Annotated in this window: 19 protein-coding genes; 11 read left to right on the top strand and 8 right to left on the bottom strand. The window is 48.2% G+C overall.

What is annotated here, in order from left to right:
• Positions 1-4 precede the first annotated feature (4 nt).
• Entirely contained in the window at positions 5-241 is a 237-nt protein-coding gene (locus tag AC3ITG_RS31205; RefSeq protein ID WP_413374031.1) for an MbtH family protein, read from the top strand.
• On the top strand, positions 238-1,719 hold the full coding sequence (locus AC3ITG_RS31200; RefSeq protein ID WP_489252345.1) for an MDR family MFS transporter: 1,482 nt from the start codon (positions 238-240) through the stop codon (positions 1,717-1,719). Before AC3ITG_RS31205 ends, AC3ITG_RS31200 begins: the two co-directional genes overlap by 4 nt.
• A gap of 181 nt (positions 1,720-1,900) precedes the next feature.
• Here the strand turns inward: AC3ITG_RS31200 and AC3ITG_RS31195 are convergent, their stop codons facing one another.
• From AC3ITG_RS31195 to AC3ITG_RS31185, 3 genes are all read right to left on the bottom strand, one after another.
• Positions 1,901-2,215, bottom strand: coding sequence for a hypothetical protein (locus tag AC3ITG_RS31195; RefSeq protein WP_063565889.1), 315 nt, complete (start codon positions 2,213-2,215; stop codon positions 1,901-1,903).
• Positions 2,216-2,453: 238 nt separating this feature from the next.
• Complete coding sequence (locus AC3ITG_RS31190) at positions 2,454-3,140, bottom strand: 4'-phosphopantetheinyl transferase family protein (RefSeq protein ID WP_489252344.1); 687 nt, start codon at positions 3,138-3,140, stop codon at positions 2,454-2,456.
• An 80-nt stretch (positions 3,141-3,220) separates the two neighbouring features.
• Complete coding sequence (locus AC3ITG_RS31185; RefSeq protein WP_489252343.1) at positions 3,221-4,093, bottom strand: arylamine N-acetyltransferase family protein; 873 nt, start codon at positions 4,091-4,093, stop codon at positions 3,221-3,223.
• A 240-nt stretch (positions 4,094-4,333) separates the two neighbouring features.
• On the opposite strand from AC3ITG_RS31185, the gene greA reads away from it, so the two are divergent.
• On the top strand, positions 4,334-4,810 hold the full coding sequence (greA, locus tag AC3ITG_RS31180; RefSeq protein WP_063565893.1) for a transcription elongation factor GreA: 477 nt from the start codon (positions 4,334-4,336) through the stop codon (positions 4,808-4,810).
• A gap of 74 nt (positions 4,811-4,884) precedes the next feature.
• Here greA and AC3ITG_RS31175 read toward each other — a convergent pair whose 3' ends face one another.
• On the bottom strand, positions 4,885-6,234 hold the full coding sequence (locus AC3ITG_RS31175) for a hypothetical protein (protein WP_489252342.1): 1,350 nt from the start codon (positions 6,232-6,234) through the stop codon (positions 4,885-4,887).
• Positions 6,235-6,704: 470 nt separating this feature from the next.
• Here AC3ITG_RS31175 and AC3ITG_RS31170 point away from each other — a divergent pair, with 470 nt between their 5' ends.
• On the top strand, positions 6,705-8,069 hold the full coding sequence (locus tag AC3ITG_RS31170; protein WP_489252341.1) for a sodium-dependent transporter: 1,365 nt from the start codon (positions 6,705-6,707) through the stop codon (positions 8,067-8,069).
• Positions 8,070-8,245: 176 nt separating this feature from the next.
• Positions 8,246-9,340 carry a dual-specificity RNA methyltransferase RlmN gene (gene rlmN / locus AC3ITG_RS31165; protein WP_063565897.1) on the top strand — a complete coding sequence of 365 codons (1,095 nt, stop codon included), beginning with the start codon at positions 8,246-8,248 and terminating at the stop codon, positions 9,338-9,340.
• A gap of 335 nt (positions 9,341-9,675) precedes the next feature.
• On the opposite strand, the gene AC3ITG_RS31160 is transcribed toward rlmN, so the two are convergent.
• A complete protein-coding gene (locus tag AC3ITG_RS31160) occupies positions 9,676-10,116 on the bottom strand; it encodes a GNAT family N-acetyltransferase (protein ID WP_413374039.1) in 441 nt (146 codons plus the stop codon).
• Between the two features lie 207 nt (positions 10,117-10,323).
• Here AC3ITG_RS31160 and AC3ITG_RS31155 point away from each other — a divergent pair, with 207 nt between their 5' ends.
• Positions 10,324-10,764: a MarR family winged helix-turn-helix transcriptional regulator gene (locus tag AC3ITG_RS31155; RefSeq protein ID WP_489254558.1), complete on the top strand. Its 441-nt coding sequence runs from the start codon at positions 10,324-10,326 to the stop codon at positions 10,762-10,764.
• A 144-nt stretch (positions 10,765-10,908) separates the two neighbouring features.
• Positions 10,909-11,658: a class I SAM-dependent DNA methyltransferase gene (locus AC3ITG_RS31150; RefSeq protein ID WP_489252340.1), complete on the top strand. Its 750-nt coding sequence runs from the start codon at positions 10,909-10,911 to the stop codon at positions 11,656-11,658.
• A gap of 318 nt (positions 11,659-11,976) precedes the next feature.
• On the opposite strand, the gene AC3ITG_RS31145 is transcribed toward AC3ITG_RS31150, so the two are convergent.
• Together AC3ITG_RS31145 and AC3ITG_RS31140 are read right to left on the bottom strand one after the other, a co-directional pair.
• Positions 11,977-12,756 (bottom strand): ABC transporter ATP-binding protein, encoded by a 780-nt coding sequence (locus AC3ITG_RS31145; protein WP_090902999.1) that lies wholly within the window; start codon positions 12,754-12,756, stop codon positions 11,977-11,979.
• An 85-nt stretch (positions 12,757-12,841) separates the two neighbouring features.
• The gene (locus AC3ITG_RS31140; RefSeq protein ID WP_489252339.1) at positions 12,842-14,068 is read right to left on the bottom strand and encodes an MFS transporter; all 1,227 of its coding nucleotides are present in this window, start codon (positions 14,066-14,068) and stop codon (positions 12,842-12,844) included.
• A gap of 118 nt (positions 14,069-14,186) precedes the next feature.
• On the opposite strand from AC3ITG_RS31140, the gene AC3ITG_RS31135 reads away from it, so the two are divergent.
• The 4 genes from AC3ITG_RS31135 (at position 14,187) to AC3ITG_RS31120 (ending at position 20,288) form a co-directional block, all read left to right on the top strand.
• The gene (locus AC3ITG_RS31135) at positions 14,187-15,080 is read left to right on the top strand and encodes a cupin domain-containing protein (protein WP_489252338.1); all 894 of its coding nucleotides are present in this window, start codon (positions 14,187-14,189) and stop codon (positions 15,078-15,080) included.
• Positions 15,081-15,155: 75 nt separating this feature from the next.
• Positions 15,156-16,244 (top strand): pectinesterase family protein, encoded by a 1,089-nt coding sequence (locus AC3ITG_RS31130; protein WP_489252337.1) that lies wholly within the window; start codon positions 15,156-15,158, stop codon positions 16,242-16,244.
• A 372-nt stretch (positions 16,245-16,616) separates the two neighbouring features.
• Positions 16,617-18,188, top strand: coding sequence for a chitinase (locus AC3ITG_RS31125; protein ID WP_413374046.1), 1,572 nt, complete (start codon positions 16,617-16,619; stop codon positions 18,186-18,188).
• Positions 18,189-20,288, top strand: a complete 2,100-nt coding sequence (locus AC3ITG_RS31120; RefSeq protein ID WP_489252336.1) for a glycosyl hydrolase family 18 protein — start codon at positions 18,189-18,191, stop codon at positions 20,286-20,288.
• A gap of 247 nt (positions 20,289-20,535) precedes the next feature.
• Here AC3ITG_RS31120 and AC3ITG_RS31115 read toward each other — a convergent pair whose 3' ends face one another.
• Positions 20,536-21,381 (bottom strand): aldo/keto reductase, encoded by an 846-nt coding sequence (locus AC3ITG_RS31115; RefSeq protein WP_489252335.1) that lies wholly within the window; start codon positions 21,379-21,381, stop codon positions 20,536-20,538.
• Between the last annotated feature and the right edge of the window lies 1 nt (position 21,382).

The raw sequence follows: 21,382 nt of genomic DNA, 5'->3' as shown, positions 1-21,382 counted from the left end.
GGCGATGAGCAACCCATTTGAATATGAAGACAGCAATTATCTGGTGTTAATCAATGAGGAGGGTCAATACTCCCTCTGGCCTGCATCCCTTGAAGTACCCGCAGGTTGGACCGTGATGCTTGGCAAGGCCAAGCGCCGGGTATGTCTCGATTACATCGCCGAGCAATGGACAGATTTAAAACCGCTGAGTCTCTGTGATGAAGTTGGCATGCCTGGAGCCGTTTATGAGGCTAGCAGATGAAATTCGGTCTGAATCCCAAGGTCATTGTCAGCATTGTCTACGTACTGGCGATGTTTATGGTGGCTATGGATGGAACGGTCTTGAACGTAGCATTACGAACCATTAGTGAAGAGCTGGGGATTCCCCCAGCTGCTTCAAGTACCTTGAATGTGGGTTATCTGGTGAGTTTGGCTGTATTCCTGCCTGTCGCCGGGTGGCTTGGTGATCGATGGGGAACGAAACGAGTTTTCTTATCGGCACTGGCACTGTTTACGGTATCTTCTGCACTTTGTGCGACGGCCGATCAATTAAGAACGCTGACGTTCTTTCGCATTTTGCAGGGTGCAGGGGGTGGTCTGCTTACTCCTGTAGGGATGGCGATGCTGTTTCGAACCTTTCCTCCCCAGGAACGGGCTAAGGTATCTCGAATGCTCGTACTGCCCATCGCGCTGGCCCCGGCACTGGGGCCGATTGTGAGCGGATTGATTGTGGACCAGCTCTCTTGGCGATGGATCTTCTATGTGAATCTGCCCGTCGGCATTCCAGCGGTAATCTTCGGAATGCTGTATCTGAAGGAGCACAGAGAACAGGGAGCTGGTCGACTGGATGTACCGGGTTGGTTATTATCTGCCGCAGGACTCGCTCTGACGATGTACGCTCTTAGTCAGGGTCCGCTGCGAGGGTGGACTTCCCCTCTTATTATTGGAGCTGGCCTTACAGGAATCATCCTGCTCGCGTTGCTCGTGGTGGCCGAACTGCGCGCGAAGCAGCCTTTGCTTGACCTGCGTTTGCTGAAAGACCGTTTATTCCGCTATTCGGGTCTAGTATCTGTATGCGGGTCAGCAGGTCTGCTGGGCATGTTGTATGTGTTTCCGTTGATGTATCAAAACGTGCTAAACGCCTCTGCGCTGGAGACAGGGCTAACCACATTCCCGGAAGCCCTGGGACTTATGATTGCTTCCCAGCTTGTGCCCTGGACGTATCCGCGCCTAGGCCCACGTAAGCTTATATCCATGGGTCTGATCTGCACGGCGGTGATTTTTATTACACTTAGTCAGATCACAATGGATACGAATCCATGGTTCATCCGTGCATTATTGTTCGGAGTGGGCATCTTCCTGGGACAGACGGTAGGCGCGGTGCAGATTGCTTCGTTTGCCCAAATACCGCCTCCTTCTATGGGACGAGCCTCCACCTGGTTCACGGTGCAAAATCGGTTGGGTTCCGCGATTGGAATGGCGTTATTGTCTGCTGTTCTGGCTGGCGTGGGTACAACGACGGTGACTGCGGCTGGAGCGATGGAGCCGAATATGCTGGCGTACCGTTTGGCTTTGCTGGGAGCTGCTGCGTTTTTGTTGATTGGTCTATGTTTTGCCCTGAAAATCAGCGATGCTGACGCGGCTGCAACGATACGGAAAAACAGCAGTCAGGGTCTCTTTCGGAGGCAAAAGAAATCTCCATCATTGACACAGGAAACGTCTGTACAATCGAAAGGTTAAGTCCCCTGGCAGTTGAACATGATATCCATTCAGAGGATTGCGTGAATGCAGTGCATTGAATATTAAAAAGTCCCTGACGGGTTCGCCAGGGACTTTTCGGTATTTCTACATGGGTGCGTGCTAGTTCATAAATCTACAATAAAAATCTAAATTGCTATGTTTGTTACATTCTTTTCTAAGTTTATGCTGCTCGAGCAATAATCTGATTTCTCTCAAGAACCGCTTGAGACTCAGCATTTGCAGGACGGTAGCCTTTTTCCAGCAATTCTTTAATGTAAATTTTGTTGTAAACGAAGGAGAATACGATTCCACTAACCCAAGCTCCGAAACCCACAGTGAAGACTCCAAGAGCTACACTAATCAAAAACATGATGGCAGCCCATTTCAAATCACCACGGAAAAGAGCAGGGAAAAAACCGAAAAAGAGTGTTGTCCAGCTGAAACCAACCTTAACGTTTTTGGTCACACCTGCATTGTTTTGCAAAAAGATATGCATTTGTCCACTTCCTTCTAAAATAATAAATGGAGAGAGAATCGAGCGTTGACAAGTATGTACTGTAGAAACTAGTTATAAATACCTGATCTATATTACCTACTTCTCTTCCTTTTGGTCCTATAGTACCATTAACTGGACAGAATGTTAATCATTTTTTTTTGAAAATTATGGTTTGGAAAGGGATAAATGCACTTTTTGATAAAATGTAAAAAATGAAGGAGGGGTTGTAACCCCTCCTTCATAATAATGCCTGATACAACTCTTCGATTGTGATGACATTCGGCTGGGCAGGTAAATCTTCTCCTGCGGAACAAGCTGCTAACATATGCCCATGATCCAGTCGCAGGCTGAGGAATGGATAAGCGGCTGCTTCTGGTGAGTGCCAGTTCCCGTCAGCATTACGGATCATGGAGAATGAATCAAGTGGCATGGACAGGCCCATGCCGACGGCCTTGATGTAGCTTTCCTTCAACGTCCATAGACGGTAGAAGGTCTCTAGCTGCATCTCGGCGGGCTCCGCAGCCAGAAATTGGCTCTCTGTGAGAGAGAAGAATCGCTCCGAAATCTTCATGTCGATAGGCGATATTTTTTCCACATCCACACCCAGATCAGCGTCACCGCCAGAGATTAAAGCAATCCAATCGCCGGAGTGCGAGACATTAAATTGAACATCAGCATAGTTACTGAGTGCAGGTTTGCCGTATTTGTTACGTGTAAAGGAAAGATCTCCCGGCCTTAGGCCAGTTAACTTGCTCAGCGTCACACGGGTCAACACTTCACCCAGAACAGAGCGATAGGCGTCCGCCTGATGTACAAAACGTGAAGCTTGTCCTCGTCTTTCCTCAGATACCCCCGACAGAAAAAGGTTCCAGTATGCCTCCGGCAATTCTGCCGGAACTTGAAGAACTTGAATAGTTATCATCATTTATCACCTGACGATGTATTCGGCATGGATTGCACACTTTCCTTTATAATCATCGGTTTATCGGGTCTGCGCGTGCCGCTTCATACCTGCTGTGTTCTTTTCCATTCTTCATGTGCAGCCTGTACCCGTCCCCACATTTCTTTGCGTTCCACTTCTGTGTAATTCACCAACGGTTCGTGGAATTTCTCAGCCAATACGTCTTTCCACTCGGTGTAGGTTTGAATCTCCTTTTTGCGGATACCATCGCGGTCATGCGTCCGGAGCATACATCCACGTAGTTCGTTGCTTTGGAGAGCATGCCTCTGACGGAGCAAAAATGCGTTATGCCAAGGCGAATCGGCTGACTGGCTGTAGAATTCATGCTTGGGCATGAACTCTTCCAGGCTGGTAAGCTCTTCGGGAGCGAAGTCGACACCCTCACTTGGCCCGTTGGGTTCATATTCAAGTCTCCATCCGCCAGGAGCAACAGATGAAGGCATTAATGTATAAGTAAACGGGGCCGATCCGTAAGTTCCATAACGAAGAGGAAGCGGTTCGAAGGGCTTACCGCCCAGACCGACATCCACAATCCAACGTTCCACATTCGGGTCTGCATCTGGCAAAGAGACCGACAGACCTAGATGGAACGAGTTCACACGTGGCTGCTCTCCATATGGCTGAACTCCGGCACGATGCCAATGCACCGTATATCCCAGAGAGCGAAGCAGAACGCTGAATGCGCCATTCAGATGAAAACAGTAACCACTACGGCCTTGCAATATAAGCTGGACCGATTCTTGAAGATCAATGCCCGCAGGCCGACCTGCAAAAATATCGACCGTTTGCCAGGATAGATGCTGCACATGTGCCTGCTGGATTTCGGATAGGAATTCCAGGGTGGGTTCCTTGATATTATGAATGCCTATCCGTTTCAGGTAGGCCTGTATTTCAGATGGAGTCAATGTAACATTCATCCAGATCACCTCGAGTCATGTAGTGGGCGTATTATTAATTGCTGCTGCCCTGAATTCATTGTAAAAGTGAACGGATGAAATGAATACACTAGTTTGCTTCAATTGTACCGGTACAGTAAAGGTTACGCATACACATCTTTCCATCAATGGGAGCGTTATTTCTTTTTCTTGGTATGCTAACCGTTTGGAGTGGATATAGGTTAGAATATAGATAGATAGCAGGATTAGGAGATGGAAAAAATGGCTAATGATGAAGTGATTTTGACACAGGAAGGCTTGGAAAAGCTGGAGGACGAACTGAGGGAATTAAAGACGGTGAAGCGTAAGGAACTGGCGGCGCGTCTGAAACTCGCGATCAGTTACGGTGACCTGAAGGAAAATAGTGAGTATCATTCAGCCAAAGATGATCAGGCTTTTATGGAAACCCGCATTTTGATTCTGGAGAAAATGCTGACCAAAGCAAGAGTCATCACTTCGGACAATATCGACTCGAACAAAGTAAGCATTGGCTCAACCATTCTGCTTAATGATATCGAATTCGCCGAGAAGATTGAATACATGCTGGTTGGTCCGGCCGAGGCGGATGTTGCTGATAACAAAATATCGTACGAAAGCCCGCTTGGCAAAGAACTGATGGGCAAAGAAGTAGGCAGTGTCATTCATGTCAATGCGCCGATGGGCATTATCAAATATGAGTTGCTAGAAATTAAAATTTAATGGGAATAAAGGTGTTTCGGCAACCATGGAAATGGCTGTTGGAACACCTCTTTTTTATTCTTTCAAAATAATATTCAGCTCCGTTTTTTTCGTTCATCCAGAACCTCACGGGTCATGGCATATACAACCCAGAGCAGGATCACGATATGGATCATTGCAATGGAAATGCCTATGCCATACATCAAGTCATTGGTCAGTCCCGAACCGTGCATGCTGAAGCTCGCTCCATGTCCTCCGCCAAAGTTACCATACCCACCACCGATGCGCGATTGTCCTCCCTCAGCTCCAAAGTCGCCATCAGAGCCCGTGCTCATGATCATGGCAATATTTACGTAGGTCGTCAGGGAGAAGGTGATTGCTGCATACATCCATTTACGTTCAAAGAACGGAACTAAAACCAAGAATAACAAAGCAGGTATGCTGTAACGCTCATGAATTTCCGTTGGCAGCATAAAGAAGGCGAGATTCACCGCTGCACCTGCAATGAGCAGGGATGAAATACGAATTTCCTTAATTAGCAGTAGATAGGCTGCTACTCCAATCACGGCAATGGCTAGCAGCAGCAGACCAAACATTTTATACGTCACTATGCCAAACAACACCGTAGCATCGCTTGTTCCGGGATCACCAAGCAGGTGATACCAGATATTCATGGCGTTCAGGGAAAGCTGCGGGTACATATTAATGGCGCTCCCGTAGGCGTTGGTCAGCATGGTGCCGAGGGTTCCATTTGCAGCAAAATAGAGAAATACAGGCAGGGTTGCAATCATTAATCCTGCTACAAATAGAAGCGTAGCCCAAAATTGCCTTTGATAAAGCTGGCGTAGTAATACAATACCGAATACCGGAGCAATGACAATCGCCTGAAACTTTGCCAGCAGGGCAACGGAGAACAATATACCCGCCAATAGAGGATTACTTAGCAGCAGAACGGTAGACAGCACCATTAATGTACTGTGCAGGATGTCGATCTGTCCCCACATGGCGCTATCGACCAGCAGGCCGGGGTTGAAGGAAAGAACTGCAAGCAGCACCAAAAGTGCGCCAGAGCTTAGCTTTTTGAATGTGAGGGTCAAGACCGCCATGGACAGCATATCAAAGGCGATAGGTAGTATTTTCATGGATAGATTTCCAGCTGAGGCGGTTATGCCAAGTCCATCCAGTATCCAGCGGTACAATCCCAGAATGAAGATAAAAAAGGGGGGATAGTTCTGATCTTTTCCATACAGGTATGATTCGCGAAGACCGTATTGGTGAACAGCATTCATCCAATCGACGAACAGGGACTGATCTCCGACATAGCCTCTGAATTGTGTTCCAAGATACAATCGCAGCAGTAGACCTCCTGTGAAAATTAGAGCGGCATACAGCCAGAAATGCCTGTTCCATCGGATGTTTGGATCTCTGTAGGTCAGTGTGTTCATCCTTCTCCTCCTCAGCATGGGCGATTGAGATTGGTGCAAGTATAGGTGACCAAGCTGAAAAAGGGATGAATTTTGGATCATGTTTCACTCGAATGGAAGCTTAAAGTTTGCTGAAAGCCAGTGAATAGCACGGGCGATTCAACAGCAGAGAAGCAGGATGTGAGGAGGTTCCTCCTTCTTAACGGTTTGGTGCCAGCAGGGGAAGTTAAGTTTGCAGCCATCTGAGCAATTACCGAACTACAGGGCAGGGTTGGCGTGCTCCTTTTTATCACATACTGTATATTAGGGGGTTCAGTGGACTACATGTCGCATGCTGCTTGCTTTGTTAAGCGAAGAAGGCAAGGGCAGCATATTTAATGTAGACATTCCTGTAAATAAATAACATTTCGACAAATTTCGATTTTCGAATGACCTGACACGTGGAGTAGTATATAATTACGGGAAAACTTTAAAGTGATGGAGTAGATACGATGAATTTTAGTAAGTCCAATAATCCTAATTTGAATCAAGACGGGCCCAACAAAGGTGAACGCTTCTCACAGGCCGGATTCATTCTGGCTGCCATCGGTAGTTCAGTGGGTCTTGGCAACATGTGGAAGTTTCCTTATATTACGGGAGAGAACGGGGGCGCTGCATTTTTCCTGCTCTTCATCGTCTGTCTTCTACTAATTGGTCTGCCTGTTCTGCTGGCTGAACTTGCGATTGGTCGCAGCGGCAGAGGTAGCGCGGCTACGGCCTTTATTAAAGCGGGTGGTCATAAGGGCTGGCTGGCAGCAGGATTGCTGCAAGTACTGACGCCGTTTATTATCCTTTCCTTTTATGTCATCATTGCAGGCTGGACGCTGCAATATGCAGTGACGTCATTCAGCGGTACGCTGTATAACAATCCTGATTATGCTGGACAATTTGGTGACTTTGTAGGCGGTTATATGCCGATTGTGTGGCAGCTGATTTCGGTTCTGATTACAGGCTGGATCGTAGCCAAAGGGGTATCGAACGGAATCGAGAAGTTTAACAAGGTACTGATTCCAGCGATGCTGGTTCTGCTCATTATCCTGATGGTTCGTGCAGTGACTTTGCCAGGAGCTGGTGCGGGAGTTTCCTTCTTCCTGAATCCTGACTTCTCGCAGCTTACGACCGAATCTGCGCTGGTTGCGCTTGGACATGCCTTCTTCTCCCTATCGCTGGGTATGGGTATTCTCGTGACATACGGTTCATATGTTGATAAAAATCAATCGCTCGGTGCAGCAACCATTGCTGTCGGTGCGGGTGACCTGATCTATGCATTCATTGCGGGTCTGATCATATTCCCAACGACCTTCTCCTTCGGGATTGCACCGGATCAGGGTCCGTCGCTGATCTTTGTGGCTCTGCCGGCAGCCTTCTCGGCTATGCCGCTGGGCTTCGTGTTTGGCGGGTTGTTCTTCGTGCTTCTGGCGATTGCGGCGTTAACATCGGCGGTATCCTTGCTGGAAGTTCCGGTGAAATATTTCATGGAGAGATTATCCTGGAGCCGGAGTCGCTCGGTATGGACCATCTCACTTGCCGTCTTCATCGTTGGGCTTCCTTCGGTATTGTCGCTTGGATTGTTCCCTGAATGGACGATTGGCTCGAAGAGTGTGTTCGACTGGATGGACTTTATGGCGTCCAACATTTTACTTCCGATTGGTGGATTGCTCGTTACTATTTTTGCCGGATACTTCTGGAAAAAGGCAGCCGAAGCTTCCGGCCTGCGTGCAGGCTGGTTCCGGGTATGGCTGTTCATGCTGCGTTATATAGCGCCAATCTTGGTGCTTCTGGTTCTGCTGCACACCTCCGGTATTATTCACTTCTAAACGGTTGGGAATTGAAGTGGAGAAGTAAGTTACTGTGCAGATTTGCCATTGATAAAACCTCTTGGAAGAAATGCAAAAGCCCTTGTGTTCCCTCGTCAATTTTGGGACAATACAGAGTAGAGGTTTTTTCGATAGACCGATAAGCCATATGCTTTTTGCGAAAAGAGGACAATAACATGATTAAATCATCCATATATGGATTAACATTAGAGCAACTACGTGACTGGCTGCCGGAGCACGGACAGAAGAAATCCCGTGCTTCCCGCATCTGGGAATGGTTATATCAGGAGCGTGTGCACGATTTTACAGACATGACGGACGTGCGTCAGGAATGCCTGGATGTCATTTCCGAGCATTTCACGATGAACTCGCTGAGTGAACATGTCAAGCAGGAATCCGCTGACGGCACCGTGAAATTTCTGCTGCGTATGCAGGACGGTAATCTGATTGAAACAGTTTTAATGCGCCAAAAATACGGTCTCACTGTATGTGTAACTACTCAAGTGGGATGTAACATTGGTTGCAGCTTCTGCGCGAGCGGGCTGATCAAGAAGAGCCGCGATCTGTCCGGTGGTGAGATTGTGGAACAGATTATGCATGTACAACAGTATCTTGATGCAGCTGGTCAAGGCGAGCGGGTAACTAACGTGGTGGTAATGGGAATTGGCGAGCCGTTTGACAATTTCCAGAACATGACTGACTTTATTGAAGTGATCAAGCATCGTAAAGGGCTGGCGCTTGCGGCCAAACGGATCACTGTATCCACGAGTGGGCTGCCTGACAAGATCAAGGAATTTGCAGATAGCAGCCTTCAGGTTAATCTGGCGATCTCCCTGCACGCACCGAATAACGAACTGCGGACACATATCATGAAGATCAACCGGGCCTTCCCGATTGAACAATTGATGGATGCAGTGGATTATTACCTGGCTACGACGAACAAGCGTATTATGTTTGAGTATATTTTGCTCCGGGACGTCAACGATCAGCGGGAACATGCAGCAGAACTGGCTGAACTGTTGTCCAGCCGCAAGAGTATGGTCAGCATCAATCTGATTCCGTATAATCCGGTGGATGAGCACAGTCAGTATCAGCGGAGCACGGAAGAGTCCATTCTGGGCTTCTATGATACGTTGAAAAAGAATAACATTAACGCAACTGTACGCATGGAACATGGTACCGATATCGATGCGGCATGCGGACAATTGCGCAGTAAACAGATGAAAAATAACGCCACTGAATCCCAGCCAGGTCGTCTGGCTTTGGGATAAGGATGTAAGCCATGAAGTCAGGCTAACGCCTGGCTTCTTTGTCATGATATATGCTTAGTAAATACTCTCCCAATGGAGCATTTCTAATGAACTCATTCACCTTATTGTGGCAAAATACGTGAATTAGAAATGCTAACGAACTTCAATCACGTTATTGCAGTCAAATTGACATAGAAGGTGCAAGCTAGTTTGCAAAGCAGAAAATAAGGTGTGTACGGTTCGTTACAATCCCAAAATGGTTGAATCTCCATTAATAGCACTGACTGGGTTCATTAGAAACCAAAAAGAGCATCCCAAAGTCTTGTTCTTGAACTTTGAGGATGCTCTTTTTGTATTTATTTCAGTTTTTTGGTCATCAGCAGATGAGGAATGCTATCTTCCATGAATACGTCCGAGGCTGCCGTGTATCCGAGACGTTCGTAGAACCCGGAGGCTTGTACCTGTGCGTGCAGCTTGGCTTTCTCCAGCCCTTGAGCGAGAGCCATCTGCTCCAGCTTATCGATCAGCACACGACCAAGTCCATGTTTCCGATAATCGATCATGACACAGATCCGTTCCAATTTGGCAACATTTTCGACCACACGTAGTCTGGAAGAGGCGGCAGGAACGCCGTCTACGTAAAGCAGGATATGTTTTGCTTCCGTATCCAATGCATCAAAGGTGTCGAATTCATCTTCTGCAGGCACCCCTTGCTCTTCAACAAAAATAGCGGTACGAATGGCGAAGCAGGCGTCGAGCAATTCCTGGTTATTAGCTTCAACAATAGTTGTATTCATGAATGTTTCTCCTTTAGTCAATAGTAATTCTATTCTGGCATGGTAAACTGGTAGATAGCTTGAATGTATACCTGTTCCATGTGTTATCATGGTTAAAATTTAAACTGATCCAATTCAGTTATATCATCAATTATGTTGCGAATGCAACAATTTTATAGAGGGGTGAATCCATTGACTGAAAAAAAAGAAGTGTTGCGTGAAATCGGCATGATTGCCCGCTGTCTGGATTCAATCAGCAACGTTGAATTCCAACATCTAAACTTGTCTCGTGGACAGTATTTGTATCTTTATCGCATATGTGAGAATCCTGGTATTATCCCCAACCAGCTCGCTGAATTAATCAAAGTTGATCGGACCACTGCGGCTAGAGCCATTAGCAAACTGGAAGCGGACGGGTTTGTCGTCAAACAGTCGGCAATGGGTAATAAAAAGAATAAGTTGTTATATCCGACAGATGCGGGTCTTGAAGCTTGGGAGTTCATCCGCAGGGAGGGTGTTCATTCCGATCAGGTAACGCTGGAGGGCTTAACGGATGAAGAGATCGAGATTGCGGTTAAGCTTCTGCGCCGGATGCGCCACAATATTGAGGTGGATTGGAAATTCGTCAAAAAGGGCGGCCGCCGACCTTATATGGATCAATCTGAATGAGCTTACTTCTAATACGTAAGGGCTGTCTGCTGGAGTATTTCGGGCGACAGCCTTTTGCTGTAGAAACATATGCCGATATTCTGTATAATCTTCCAGGCTGAATATGAGAGCTGAACTTCATTACAGTAACGGAGGGGTTGAGCATTGAGCGAACGGGGATCGGATTTTTACGAAGATGGGGCCAATTTCGAGAAGTATATGAAACGCCGGCAGTGGCAGGAGAATGCCAATGATACGTTGGAGAAGCCTGTAGTGCTGGAGCTGATTGGAGACGTTGGGGGCTTGAGCATATTGGATCTCGGCTGTGGGGATGCGAGGTTCGGAGCAGAACTGTTGGGTCCCGACCACCGTGGTGGCAGCTACATGGGAATTGAAGGTTCAGTGAATATGATTCAGGCTGCCAATGAATCGATAAAGGGCCAGAACGCGCAGATTGAGCAAGCGTATATGGAAGATTGGAGTTATCCCGCGAATACATATGATCTGGTCATATCCAGACTGGCGATTCATTATATTGAGGATGTGGACAGCCTATTTCGCAAGGTATATCAGACGTTAAAAAAGAATGGCACATTCGTATTTTCGGTAGAACATCCTGTGATCACGTCAACGTTGCAGCCTTCGGTGGTCCGAACCAACTGGGTTGTCGATCAGTATTTTGTGGAGGGATTTCGGGAGCAGCAATGGCTTGGAGGCACGGTGAAAAAAATGCATCGCTCCATCGAATCTTACTATATGGCATTACAGCAGGCAGGATTTCAAGTACAGCATCTGCGGGAATCCGCGCCTCAGCGTCAGTATTTTGTGAACGAGGAGACGTACCTGCGCAGACAGCGGATTCCGTTGTTTTTATTCCTGTCTGCCCTTACACAGAAAACTGTGGATAATTCATAATATAGCCAAGCAGCCCAAAAACCTGTCCACATGTGGATAAGATTTTGGGCTGCTTCGACTGTTCTGATTGTGAATAGATAAATTGAACTAAAGAATATTTACACTTGCCACTCCGATGACAGAACAACCTTCCGATCGCTGTTATCCCCAGATTTTTTTGAATCCCTTATTTAAAGGGGAAAATCCGGGGATAAAGGCGAGGTGTATGCTTCCGATGCAGCTTTCTTTCAGAAAGCTTTTAGCTCCGCTTCTTCAGGTTATTTCTGTCCTCTCCGTTATCGTGTAAATGTTTAGTTCAATTTATATAGATATAGAAAATTATTTATCCGATGCTCTGACATAGACACGTTCTCCATGCCGATCCACATCCACCGGTGATTCAAAAAAGTTACTCAGTACGTCTCTGTTCATCAACTCACTGGTTAATCCACTATTCACGATCTCGCCCCGCCGGAGCAGCAGGCTGTGACTGAACACAGGCAATATTTCCTCCGTATGATGAGTAACGTAGATGAGCGAAGGGGTATCCGGCTTCTGCGTCAGTTCACTGATACTTTCAAGCAGCCGCTCTCTAGAGAACAGATCGAGCCCATTGCAGGGTTCGTCCAGAATGAGTACACGCGGGTTAGCCATCAGGGCTCTGGCAATGAGCAGCTTCTGCTTCTCCCCCTGGGAGCAGGTACGGTATTCGCGATCCCACAGATGCTGACAGCCGAGCGTATGCATCAATTCTCGTGCCTGATCCAGATCCTCGTCTGACAGTTTATCGTACAGTCCGATCGTGGCGTGTTTACCGCTGATCACGACATACTGGGTGCGGTCGGTGCCATACAATTTCTCCTGAAGGGAGGAGCTGACCCAGCCAATCGACTTCCGCAGCTCTCGCAAATCCACATCTCCGTAACGGTGTCCAAGCACGGATATCGTACCTTCTGTGGGCCAGAGATATCCGGTGATCATGTTCAGGAGTGTGGTTTTACCGGAACCATTCAGGCCAAGCAATGCCCAATGTTCGCCTTCGTTTACACGCCAGCTGACATCGTTCAGCAGGGTGATCGGTCCTCTTTTCCAAGTAACATGCTGTACATCAATGATCATGGGTTATTCCTTCCTTCTGTTTAGCCTCTGTCTCCATTATCCTGACCTTATTGTAGTCACAAAACGACTGACGTTTCAATGCATATTAGGCGTTTCTTGGCCGATCCCGGCGCAGGAATACAGCACACACCCCGAGCAGCGGCAAAAAAGAACATAGCTTGATGACGAATGAAATGCTGGTCACATCAATCAGGGAACCGAGCACAACCGAGCCGAGTCCCGCCATGCCAAACGACAGGCCGAAGAACAATCCCGATACCGTCCCAATATGACGCGGCAGCAATTCTTGTGCGTAGACAATGATGACACTGAAGCCGGACATCAGAATCAAACCGATCATGCCGCATAATACCATGGATAGAGCAGGTCCCGCATAAGGCAGCAGCAGTGAAAATGGTGCAGTACCCGCGATGGAGAACCAGATCATCGGTTTACGTCCATAACGGTCAGCCAGTGGGCCGCCGAGCAAGGTTCCAACCATACCCGCAAATTGCAGAACGAACAGGCAGATCTGTGCCTGCGAAAGAGGCAGGTTATACGCATCGGCGTAATAAAAGGCATAGTATCCGGTCATACCGGCAATATACACGAATTTGGAAAACAGCAGCAGGATGAGGATACCCATTGTAAAAGCGATAAATCCCCGACTTACAGGCTGGGCAGCAGGCTGCACAATACCATTTGCCTGTACAGGCTGTTGCTGACGGCTGCGATTATCCGCCAATTTTTCTCTATACCAACGGCTAACGGAAGACTGGATAACGATCCCGATTAGGGCAAAAGCCATTAGCCACAGAAAACTAAGCTGTCCATGCGGGAGCAGGATAAAGGCAACCAGCAACGGGGCGAGAGCCTGACCTGTGTTGCCACCGACTTGGAAGATGGACTGTGCCATTCCGCGTCCTCGACCTGCCGCCAGATGGGCGACGCGTGAGGATTCAGGATGCAGGATGGATGATCCTATGCCGATCAATGCTGCGGAGACAAGCAGCATCCATAGCTCGGAAGACAAGGCAAAGCCGAGAACACCGATCAGGGAGAACAACATGCCTCCGGGCAGCAGGATTGGCATGGGTTTGCGATCAGACATATAACCGACCAGCGGTTGTAGGACCGATGCGGTAATATTTAATGTGAAGGCAATCCAACCCATCTGGGCGAAACTGAGCTGCATCGTTTGCTGGAACAGTGGAAAAGCAGACGGAACAACGGTCTGCATCGCATCATTCAGCAGATGGGCGAAGCTGACTCCGGCAAGCGCCCAATTGGCGGAGTGATTGATTTGCATTTTGCTTACAGCGGCTTGTGCCACGGGAGATCACCTCGAATTATTTTTTTACCATGATAAAAGATACAGACAGAGATTGTCTTTGTGAAAAGTGCTTGGAAAGTGAGCACGATTTGCTATAATGTCAGCAGGTGAGGAAACGATGGAATTAAACATGATGCTGAATGGATTGGAATTGTGGAAGGCTTCTGGCGGATTCGCCAATGAACCCCATGTGCATGATGACTGGTATCAGGTTACGTTGCCTGTAAGAGGACAATGCCATCTGGTGCAGGAACAGCAGGCTTATCCACTGCAAGCAGGACTGGGGATTATTGCGCATCCCCGGATGGAGCACTTTTTCGAGATTGGCTCGGATTCCGCGGTTATCGTTATCAAGTTTCGTAATCCGCCAGTTGGCGGCTTGGAGAATTCAGGTCAACAAGGGGCGCAGACCGAATTTCGGACCACACAAACCTTCGATCCTGCTGAAATTAGCAGACTATTTCGAGGCTGGAACGCCATTTTGTTGGACGATGCGCCTGAACCATTGCAGATACAGGAAACGGAGCTTGCAGTAGAGACATATCTTGGGCGGATGCTGACTGGTCAACCGAATGGGAGTAACCTGACGCTGGCAACCGCAGGAATAGGTGTGGTGGGGAGCGTGGGGTCTGGTCTGGTTTGCGGGCAGCTTCAGAATCTGCTTCAGCGAACAAATAGCAATGGCGGCGCATTCTTCGACCCCCATCTACGGCGCGTGCTGGAGTATATACACAGTGACTATACAAGTCCAATGGACATTGAATCGATGGCGGCGGTTGCGCACCAGAGCAGATATCATTTTATGCGTTCTTTCAAGGCACTGACAGGTTCAACGCCGTATCAGTACGTGCTGAATTTGCGTGTGGAGGAAGCCACCCGACGTCTGCGCCATACAACAGATTCAGTGACCACCATCAGCTTTGGGCTGGGGTTCTCCAATGTCAGTCAGTTCTACAGGGCGTTTCAGCGCGTGACGGGTGTAACACCGATGGAGTATCGGAACCAGATGTAGAATCCGAATAGGTTGAAACCAAGGGTACACATATAAAAAATAGAACAATCCTGCGCTGGAAATGGAGCGATTGACATGAACAAACCTCTGTCACACGGATCAAATCTGGATTTGTACAGAAATGGTTACCTGGTTGCTGCGGACGGAAGCGGCGATTTTCCCTCTATTCAGGCTGCCATTGATGCGATTCCGGCAGACTGCACTGAAAAGTATACGATTCGCATAAAGCCGGGCACCTATATTGAGAAACTGCATATCGAGAAGCCGATGGTCCACCTCGTCGGTGCGGGAGCCGATCAGACTATCATCACGTATGATGATTATGCGCTCAAGAAGTTCCCGAACGGGGAGTTGTATCACACCTTTCATTCTTACACGGCCTTTATTGGTGCAGATGATTTCACCGCTGAAGGACTTTCCTTCATAAACTCGGCCGGACCTGGTCGTGAGGTGGGTCAGGCGTTGGCTGTATACGTGGATGGGGATCGGGCAGCCTTTCGGCATTGCCGATTTATGGGTCACCAGGACACGATCTTTACCGGACCGCTGCCCGAGCAGCCGATTGACCGGAGTTTCTTCGGGGGGCCGCGTGACGGGGCGGAGCGGCGGAAGCTGCGCCAATATTATGAGGACTGTTACATTGAGGGCGATGTCGATTTTATTTTTGGCTCGGCTACGGCAGTGTTCCAGGGCTGTGAGATCTTTGCGAAGAATCGCTTGAGCGATGTTGCTGCTGCAGAGGGAGAAGTGAATGGTTGGATAACGGCTGCTTCCACACCAGAGGATGCACGATATGGCTATGTGTTTATCGATTGTGACCTAACCAGCAACGCCCCCGTTCAGTCCGTATATCTAGGCAGACCGTGGCGAAATCATGCCAAAGTCTGCTTCCTGAACTGCTGGATGGGAGCGCATGTGAAGCAGGAGGGCTGGCATAACTGGAACAAGACCGATGCGGAAGTAACGGTTGCGTACGTTGAATATCGTAGTGCCGGACCTGGGGCAGGAAGTGTGATGGGGAGAGTCCCGTGGGCGAAAATACTCAGTGAGCAGGAAGCGGCTGAATACGCTGTACCTATTATTTTATCTGGTGATGATGGGTGGCAACCTTTCGAAGGTATGCTGTCATCTGAACTAGCCTCTTCGAAATTGAAACAAACTTAGTAATACATCCGTTAATTTATAAAATGAAAATAAAAAAAGGCTGTCTACCAAGTCTCTTAATGACTTGGTAGACGGCCTTTTTGTGCGGTATATTACATTTTTCGCCCCCCATAGAAATAATTTATCCCTTATCTCAATTGCATTTTACTGATTAAATACAGGGTGAGGATCTGTAAATTCCCTGTAAAATTTGGATGATGTCTGCAAAAAAAGAAAACGAGAGGGAAGGTCCATTTTGATAAGGGAAGGGAGTGAAGCGATACTCATCGTCAGACGGTTTTATAAGCTCTATAGATCGCGGATCACATGTATGTGCACCAGTGAAGCTTTGTTTGCAAGGTGAAAATAATCTGAATACAGGAGGGATTTTGCTTGAATCAAGCTGTTCGATTCCGCCCGGTCATTACATTCGCTTTGGCATTTATTCTGATTATTACGTGGTTTGCACCAAGAGCAGACGCCGCTGCCCAGTGGCAGGCAGGCACCGCATACAAACAAGGAGATCTAGTAACCTATTTAAATAAAGATTATGAATGTATTCAGCCCCATACGGCTTTGACCGGATGGGAGCCCTCAAATGTGCCTGCGTTGTGGAAATACGTCGGGGAAGGTACGGGAGGAGGAACTCCAACTCCGGATACGACACCACCTACCGTCCCTGCAGGTTTAACCTCATCCCTCGTCACGGATACATCGGTCAATCTTACCTGGAACGCTTCCACGGACAATGTGGGTGTAACCGGATATGAAGTGTACCGGAACGGTACTCTCGTGGCGAACACTTCAACGACTACGGCTGTAGTAACAGGACTGACAGCCGGCACCACATATGTTTTTACAGTCAAAGCAAAAGATGCGGCAGGCAATCTGTCCGCTGCAAGTACCTCTCTCAGCGTTACCACTTCCACCGGATCTTCGAATCCTGGGCCTAGCGGCAGCAAATGGCTGATCGGCTACTGGCACAACTTCGATAATGGCTCTACCAACATTAAACTGCGCAACGTGTCAACAGCCTATGACGTTATTAATGTCTCCTTTGCCGAGCCGATTTCACCCGGCAGCGGAACGCTCGCTTTTACTCCGTATAACGCTACGGTAGAAGAGTTTAAGTCGGACATTGCATACCTTCAAAGCCAAGGGAAGAAGGTACTGATTTCTATGGGGGGAGCCAATGGCACAATTGAGCTCACAGATGCGACCAAGAGACAACAGTTCGAGGATTCCCTAAAATCCATTATTTCGACTTACGGATTCAATGGCCTCGACATCGATCTTGAAGGAAGCTCCCTGTCTTTAAATGCGGGCGATACCGACTTTCGCAGTCCAACGACTCCGAAGATCGTTAATCTGATTAACGGCGTGAAAGCGCTTAAATCACACTTTGGTGCCAATTTTGTCCTGACCGCTGCACCGGAAACGGCCTACGTACAGGGCGGATATCTGAACTATGGTGGTCCTTGGGGGGCGTATCTTCCAGTGATTCATGCCTTACGTAATGACCTGACCCTACTTCATGTGCAGCACTATAACACCGGTTCGATGGTGGGGCTGGATGGACGTTCTTACGCTCAAGGGACAGCCGATTTCCATGTCGCCATGGCCGAAATGCTGCTTCAAGGTTTTAACGTAGGCGGAAGCTCGGGTCCATTCTTTAGCCCTCTGCGCCCGGACCAGATCGCCATTGGCGTACCAGCTTCCCAGCAGGCGGCTGGAGGCGGCTATACGGCGCCAGCTGAGCTGCAAAAGGCATTGAACTATCTGATCAAAGGAGTATCATACGGCGGTTCTTATACCTTGCGCCAGCCTGCGGGTTATGCCGGTATTAAGGGCATTATGACCTGGTCAATCAACTGGGACGCGTATACGAATAACCAGTTCTCGAACGCACATCGTCCATTCCTGAATGGACTTGGCACGCAAAAGACAGAGGAGGTTGTGTATTAAATGATAAATTTAAATAAACACACTGCTTTTAAGAAGACTGCAAAGTTTTTCCTTGGTCTGTCCCTGCTCTTATCCGTCATTGTTCCTTCCTTTGCGCTCCAACCAGCTACGGCCGAAGCAGCAGATTCTTATAAAATTGTTGGTTACTATCCGTCCTGGGCTGCGTACGGGAGAAACTATAATGTAGCCGATATCGATCCGACCAAAGTGACGCATATCAACTATGCTTTTGCTGATATCTGCTGGAACGGCATTCATGGGAATCCGGACCCTTCGGGCCCCAATCCTGTAACCTGGACCTGTCAGAATGAAAAAAGCCAAACGATTAATGTACCAAACGGAACGATCGTGCTCGGCGATCCATGGATCGATACGGGCAAGACATTTGCAGGGGATACATGGGATCAGCCTATTGCAGGCAATATCAATCAGCTTAACAAGCTGAAACAAACCAATCCTAATCTGAAGACTATTATCTCCGTTGGAGGATGGACGTGGTCCAACCGTTTCTCTGATGTAGCCGCGACTGCTGCAACCCGAGAGGTATTTGCGAACTCCGCCGTCGATTTCCTACGGAAGTACAATTTTGACGGGGTAGATCTGGACTGGGAGTATCCGGTATCAGGAGGACTCGATGGTAACAGCAAACGTCCTGAAGATAAGCAGAACTACACATTGCTCCTGAGCAAAATCCGTGAAAAGCTGGATGCAGCGGGAGCTGTGGACGGCAAGAAGTATCTGCTTACGATTGCAAGCGGTGCGTCTGCGACCTATGCTGCCAATACGGAGCTTGCAAAAATTGCTGCCATCGTCGACTGGATTAACATTATGACATACGATTTTAACGGGGCTTGGCAAAAGATCAGCGCACATAATGCGCCATTGAACTATGATCCTGCGGCTTCAGCCGCTGGCGTGCCAGATGCCAATACATTTAATGTGGCTGCCGGAGCACAAGGGCATCTGGATGCAGGCGTACCGGCCGCTAAACTCGTGCTTGGTGTTCCATTCTATGGCCGTGGCTGGGATGGATGCGCACAGGCAGGCAACGGCCAGTATCAGACGTGCACGGGTGGTTCTTCCGTTGGGACATGGGAAGCAGGCTCCTTTGACTTCTATGATCTGGAAGCCAATTACATCAACAAAAACGGATACACGCGTTACTGGAATGACACGGCCAAAGTGCCATATCTCTATAATGCGTCCAACAAGCGCTTTATCAGTTATGACGATGCGGAGTCCGTTGGTTATAAAACTGCTTATATCAAGAGCAAAGGACTCGGCGGAGCGATGTTCTGGGAGCTCAGCGGTGACCGTAACAAAACACTCCAAAACAAACTGAAGGCCGATCTGCCTACCGGAGGTACAGTGCCACCAGTAGATACGACAGCACCAAGCGTACCAGGGAATGCCCGTTCGACAGGTGTGACGGCAAACTCTGTGACGCTGGCTTGGAATGCTTCAACAGATAATGTAGGGGTTACCGGTTATAACGTCTATAATGGCGCTAATCTTGCGACATCGGTCACCGGAACGACAGCAACAATCAGCGGACTTACAGCGGGTACTTCATATACCTTCACGGTAAAAGCAAAAGATGCAGCAGGTAATCTGTCTGCAGCCAGTAATGCTGTAACTGTAAGTACAACGGCTCAGCCGGGAGGCGATACGCAAGCACCAACTGCACCAACGAACCTTGCGTCGACCGCGCAAACTACATCCAGCATAACGCTGAGCTGGACGGCATCCACTGATAATGTTGGTGTAACAGGTTATGACGTGTACAACGGAACGGCACTGGCAACAACGGTAACCGGAACGACAGCAACAATCAGCGGGCTTGCGGCGGATACCTCGTATACATTTACGGTAAAAGCAAAGGATGCGGCAGGCAATGTGTCTGCAGCGAGCAACGCGGTAAGTGTGAAGACGGCCGCCGAAACGACGAATCCTGGCGTATCTGCATGGCAGGTCAACACAGCTTATACTGCGGGACAATTGGTCACATATAACGGCAAGACGTATAAATGTTTGCAGCCCCACACCTCCTTGGCAGGGTGGGAACCATCCAACGTTCCTGCCTTGTGGCAGCTTCAATAGTTAAAAATTTAAATACAACATTTTTAATTGAAGCGTGCAGTGTTGGCGAGCTTAGTTAATGGAAAGAGAATATGACACATGGATTGTTTCTCGACGCTAAACAGAGGAGAAAAGAAAAGAGAAGTCCAAAAACCACCGGCTCTTGATCCGGTGGTTTTTGGCTATGGTATGTCAAAGCAGGTTCCAACAAGGATTTGCCCTACTTATTTTATCTGAGATTTTACACAGACATAATTTGAATCTTCAATTAGAAATCAAAGTTGTCAGGATCAGGTCCAACGCGAACGTCTTCATTCAGGGCGCTAATACGCTCCATCTCATCATTAGACAATTCAAAGTCGAAGATGGAAGAGTTCTCGACGATACGTTTCTCCTTGGTAGACTTCGGAATGGTGATGACGCCGTTCTGCAAGTCCCAACGAAGGATTACTTGTGCTACCGATTTACCTTTCGCAGTTGCAATTTCGGTCAGAACCGGATTGTCCAGAAGTTGACCCTGCATTAACGGGGACCAAGCTTCCAATTGAATTTCGTTTTTCTCACAGAATGCTTTAAGTGGAGATTGAGTCAGACGAGGGTGGTACTCCACCTGATTAATCACTGGCTTCACTTCAGCATCCTGCAACAGATCTTCAAGGTGATGAATCTGGAAATTGCTGACGCCAATGGCTTTAATGCGACCTGCTTTGTACAGCTGCTCCATCGCTTTCCATGCGCCTTTATATTTGCCTGCTTTTGGCCAGTGAATCAGATACAGGTCCAGATATTCCAGTCCCAGTTTGTTCAGCGTGACATCAAAAGCAGCAAGAGTTTCCTCGTATCCGAGGTCTGCATTCCACACTTTGGAGGTAATGAACAGTTCTTCACGTTTCAGATTATTCTCTTTCAAAGCCTCGGCGATTGCTTGTCCTACACCGGATTCGTTGCCATAGATTGCAGCCGTATCAATGCTGCGGTAACCGTGAGCAATCGCTTGTTTAACGGCCTCGATTAATTCAGATCCTTCTTCTACCTGAAATACGCCAAGTCCGAACCAAGGCATATGAACGCCGTTATTTAAAGCTACTGTAGATTGTAAATGTTGTGCTGTCATG

The organism is Paenibacillus sp. GL_099_B (assembly GCF_057835695.1).
Note: the sequence above shows the minus strand (reverse complement) of the source record. Positions and strands in the feature narration are given on the sequence as shown.

Bases quoted from the DNA above. Each gene is read 5' to 3' on its own strand.
- AC3ITG_RS31175 (WP_489252342.1), bottom strand. From the start codon at position 6,234: ATGAACACACTGACCTACAGAGATCCAAACATCCGATGGAACAGGCAT.
- AC3ITG_RS31130 (WP_489252337.1), top strand. From the start codon at position 15,156: ATGAACAAACCTCTGTCACACGGATCAAATCTGGATTTGTACAGAAAT.
- AC3ITG_RS31135 (WP_489252338.1), top strand. From the start codon at position 14,187: ATGGAATTAAACATGATGCTGAATGGATTGGAATTGTGGAAGGCTTCT.
- AC3ITG_RS31145 (WP_090902999.1), bottom strand. From the start codon at position 12,756: ATGATCATTGATGTACAGCATGTTACTTGGAAAAGAGGACCGATCACC.
- AC3ITG_RS31185 (WP_489252343.1), bottom strand. From the start codon at position 4,093: ATGAATGTTACATTGACTCCATCTGAAATACAGGCCTACCTGAAACGG.
- AC3ITG_RS31170 (WP_489252341.1), top strand. From the start codon at position 6,705: ATGAATTTTAGTAAGTCCAATAATCCTAATTTGAATCAAGACGGGCCC.
- AC3ITG_RS31115 (WP_489252335.1), bottom strand. From the start codon at position 21,381: ATGACAGCACAACATTTACAATCTACAGTAGCTTTAAATAACGGCGTT.
- AC3ITG_RS31205 (WP_413374031.1), top strand. From the start codon at position 5: ATGAGCAACCCATTTGAATATGAAGACAGCAATTATCTGGTGTTAATC.
- AC3ITG_RS31120 (WP_489252336.1), top strand. From the start codon at position 18,189: ATGATAAATTTAAATAAACACACTGCTTTTAAGAAGACTGCAAAGTTT.
- greA (WP_063565893.1), top strand. From the start codon at position 4,334: ATGGCTAATGATGAAGTGATTTTGACACAGGAAGGCTTGGAAAAGCTG.
- AC3ITG_RS31155 (WP_489254558.1), top strand. From the start codon at position 10,324: ATGATTGCCCGCTGTCTGGATTCAATCAGCAACGTTGAATTCCAACAT.
- AC3ITG_RS31195 (WP_063565889.1), bottom strand. From the start codon at position 2,215: ATGCATATCTTTTTGCAAAACAATGCAGGTGTGACCAAAAACGTTAAG.
- AC3ITG_RS31160 (WP_413374039.1), bottom strand. From the start codon at position 10,116: ATGAATACAACTATTGTTGAAGCTAATAACCAGGAATTGCTCGACGCC.
- AC3ITG_RS31200 (WP_489252345.1), top strand. From the start codon at position 238: ATGAAATTCGGTCTGAATCCCAAGGTCATTGTCAGCATTGTCTACGTA.
- rlmN (WP_063565897.1), top strand. From the start codon at position 8,246: ATGATTAAATCATCCATATATGGATTAACATTAGAGCAACTACGTGAC.
- AC3ITG_RS31190 (WP_489252344.1), bottom strand. From the start codon at position 3,140: ATGATGATAACTATTCAAGTTCTTCAAGTTCCGGCAGAATTGCCGGAG.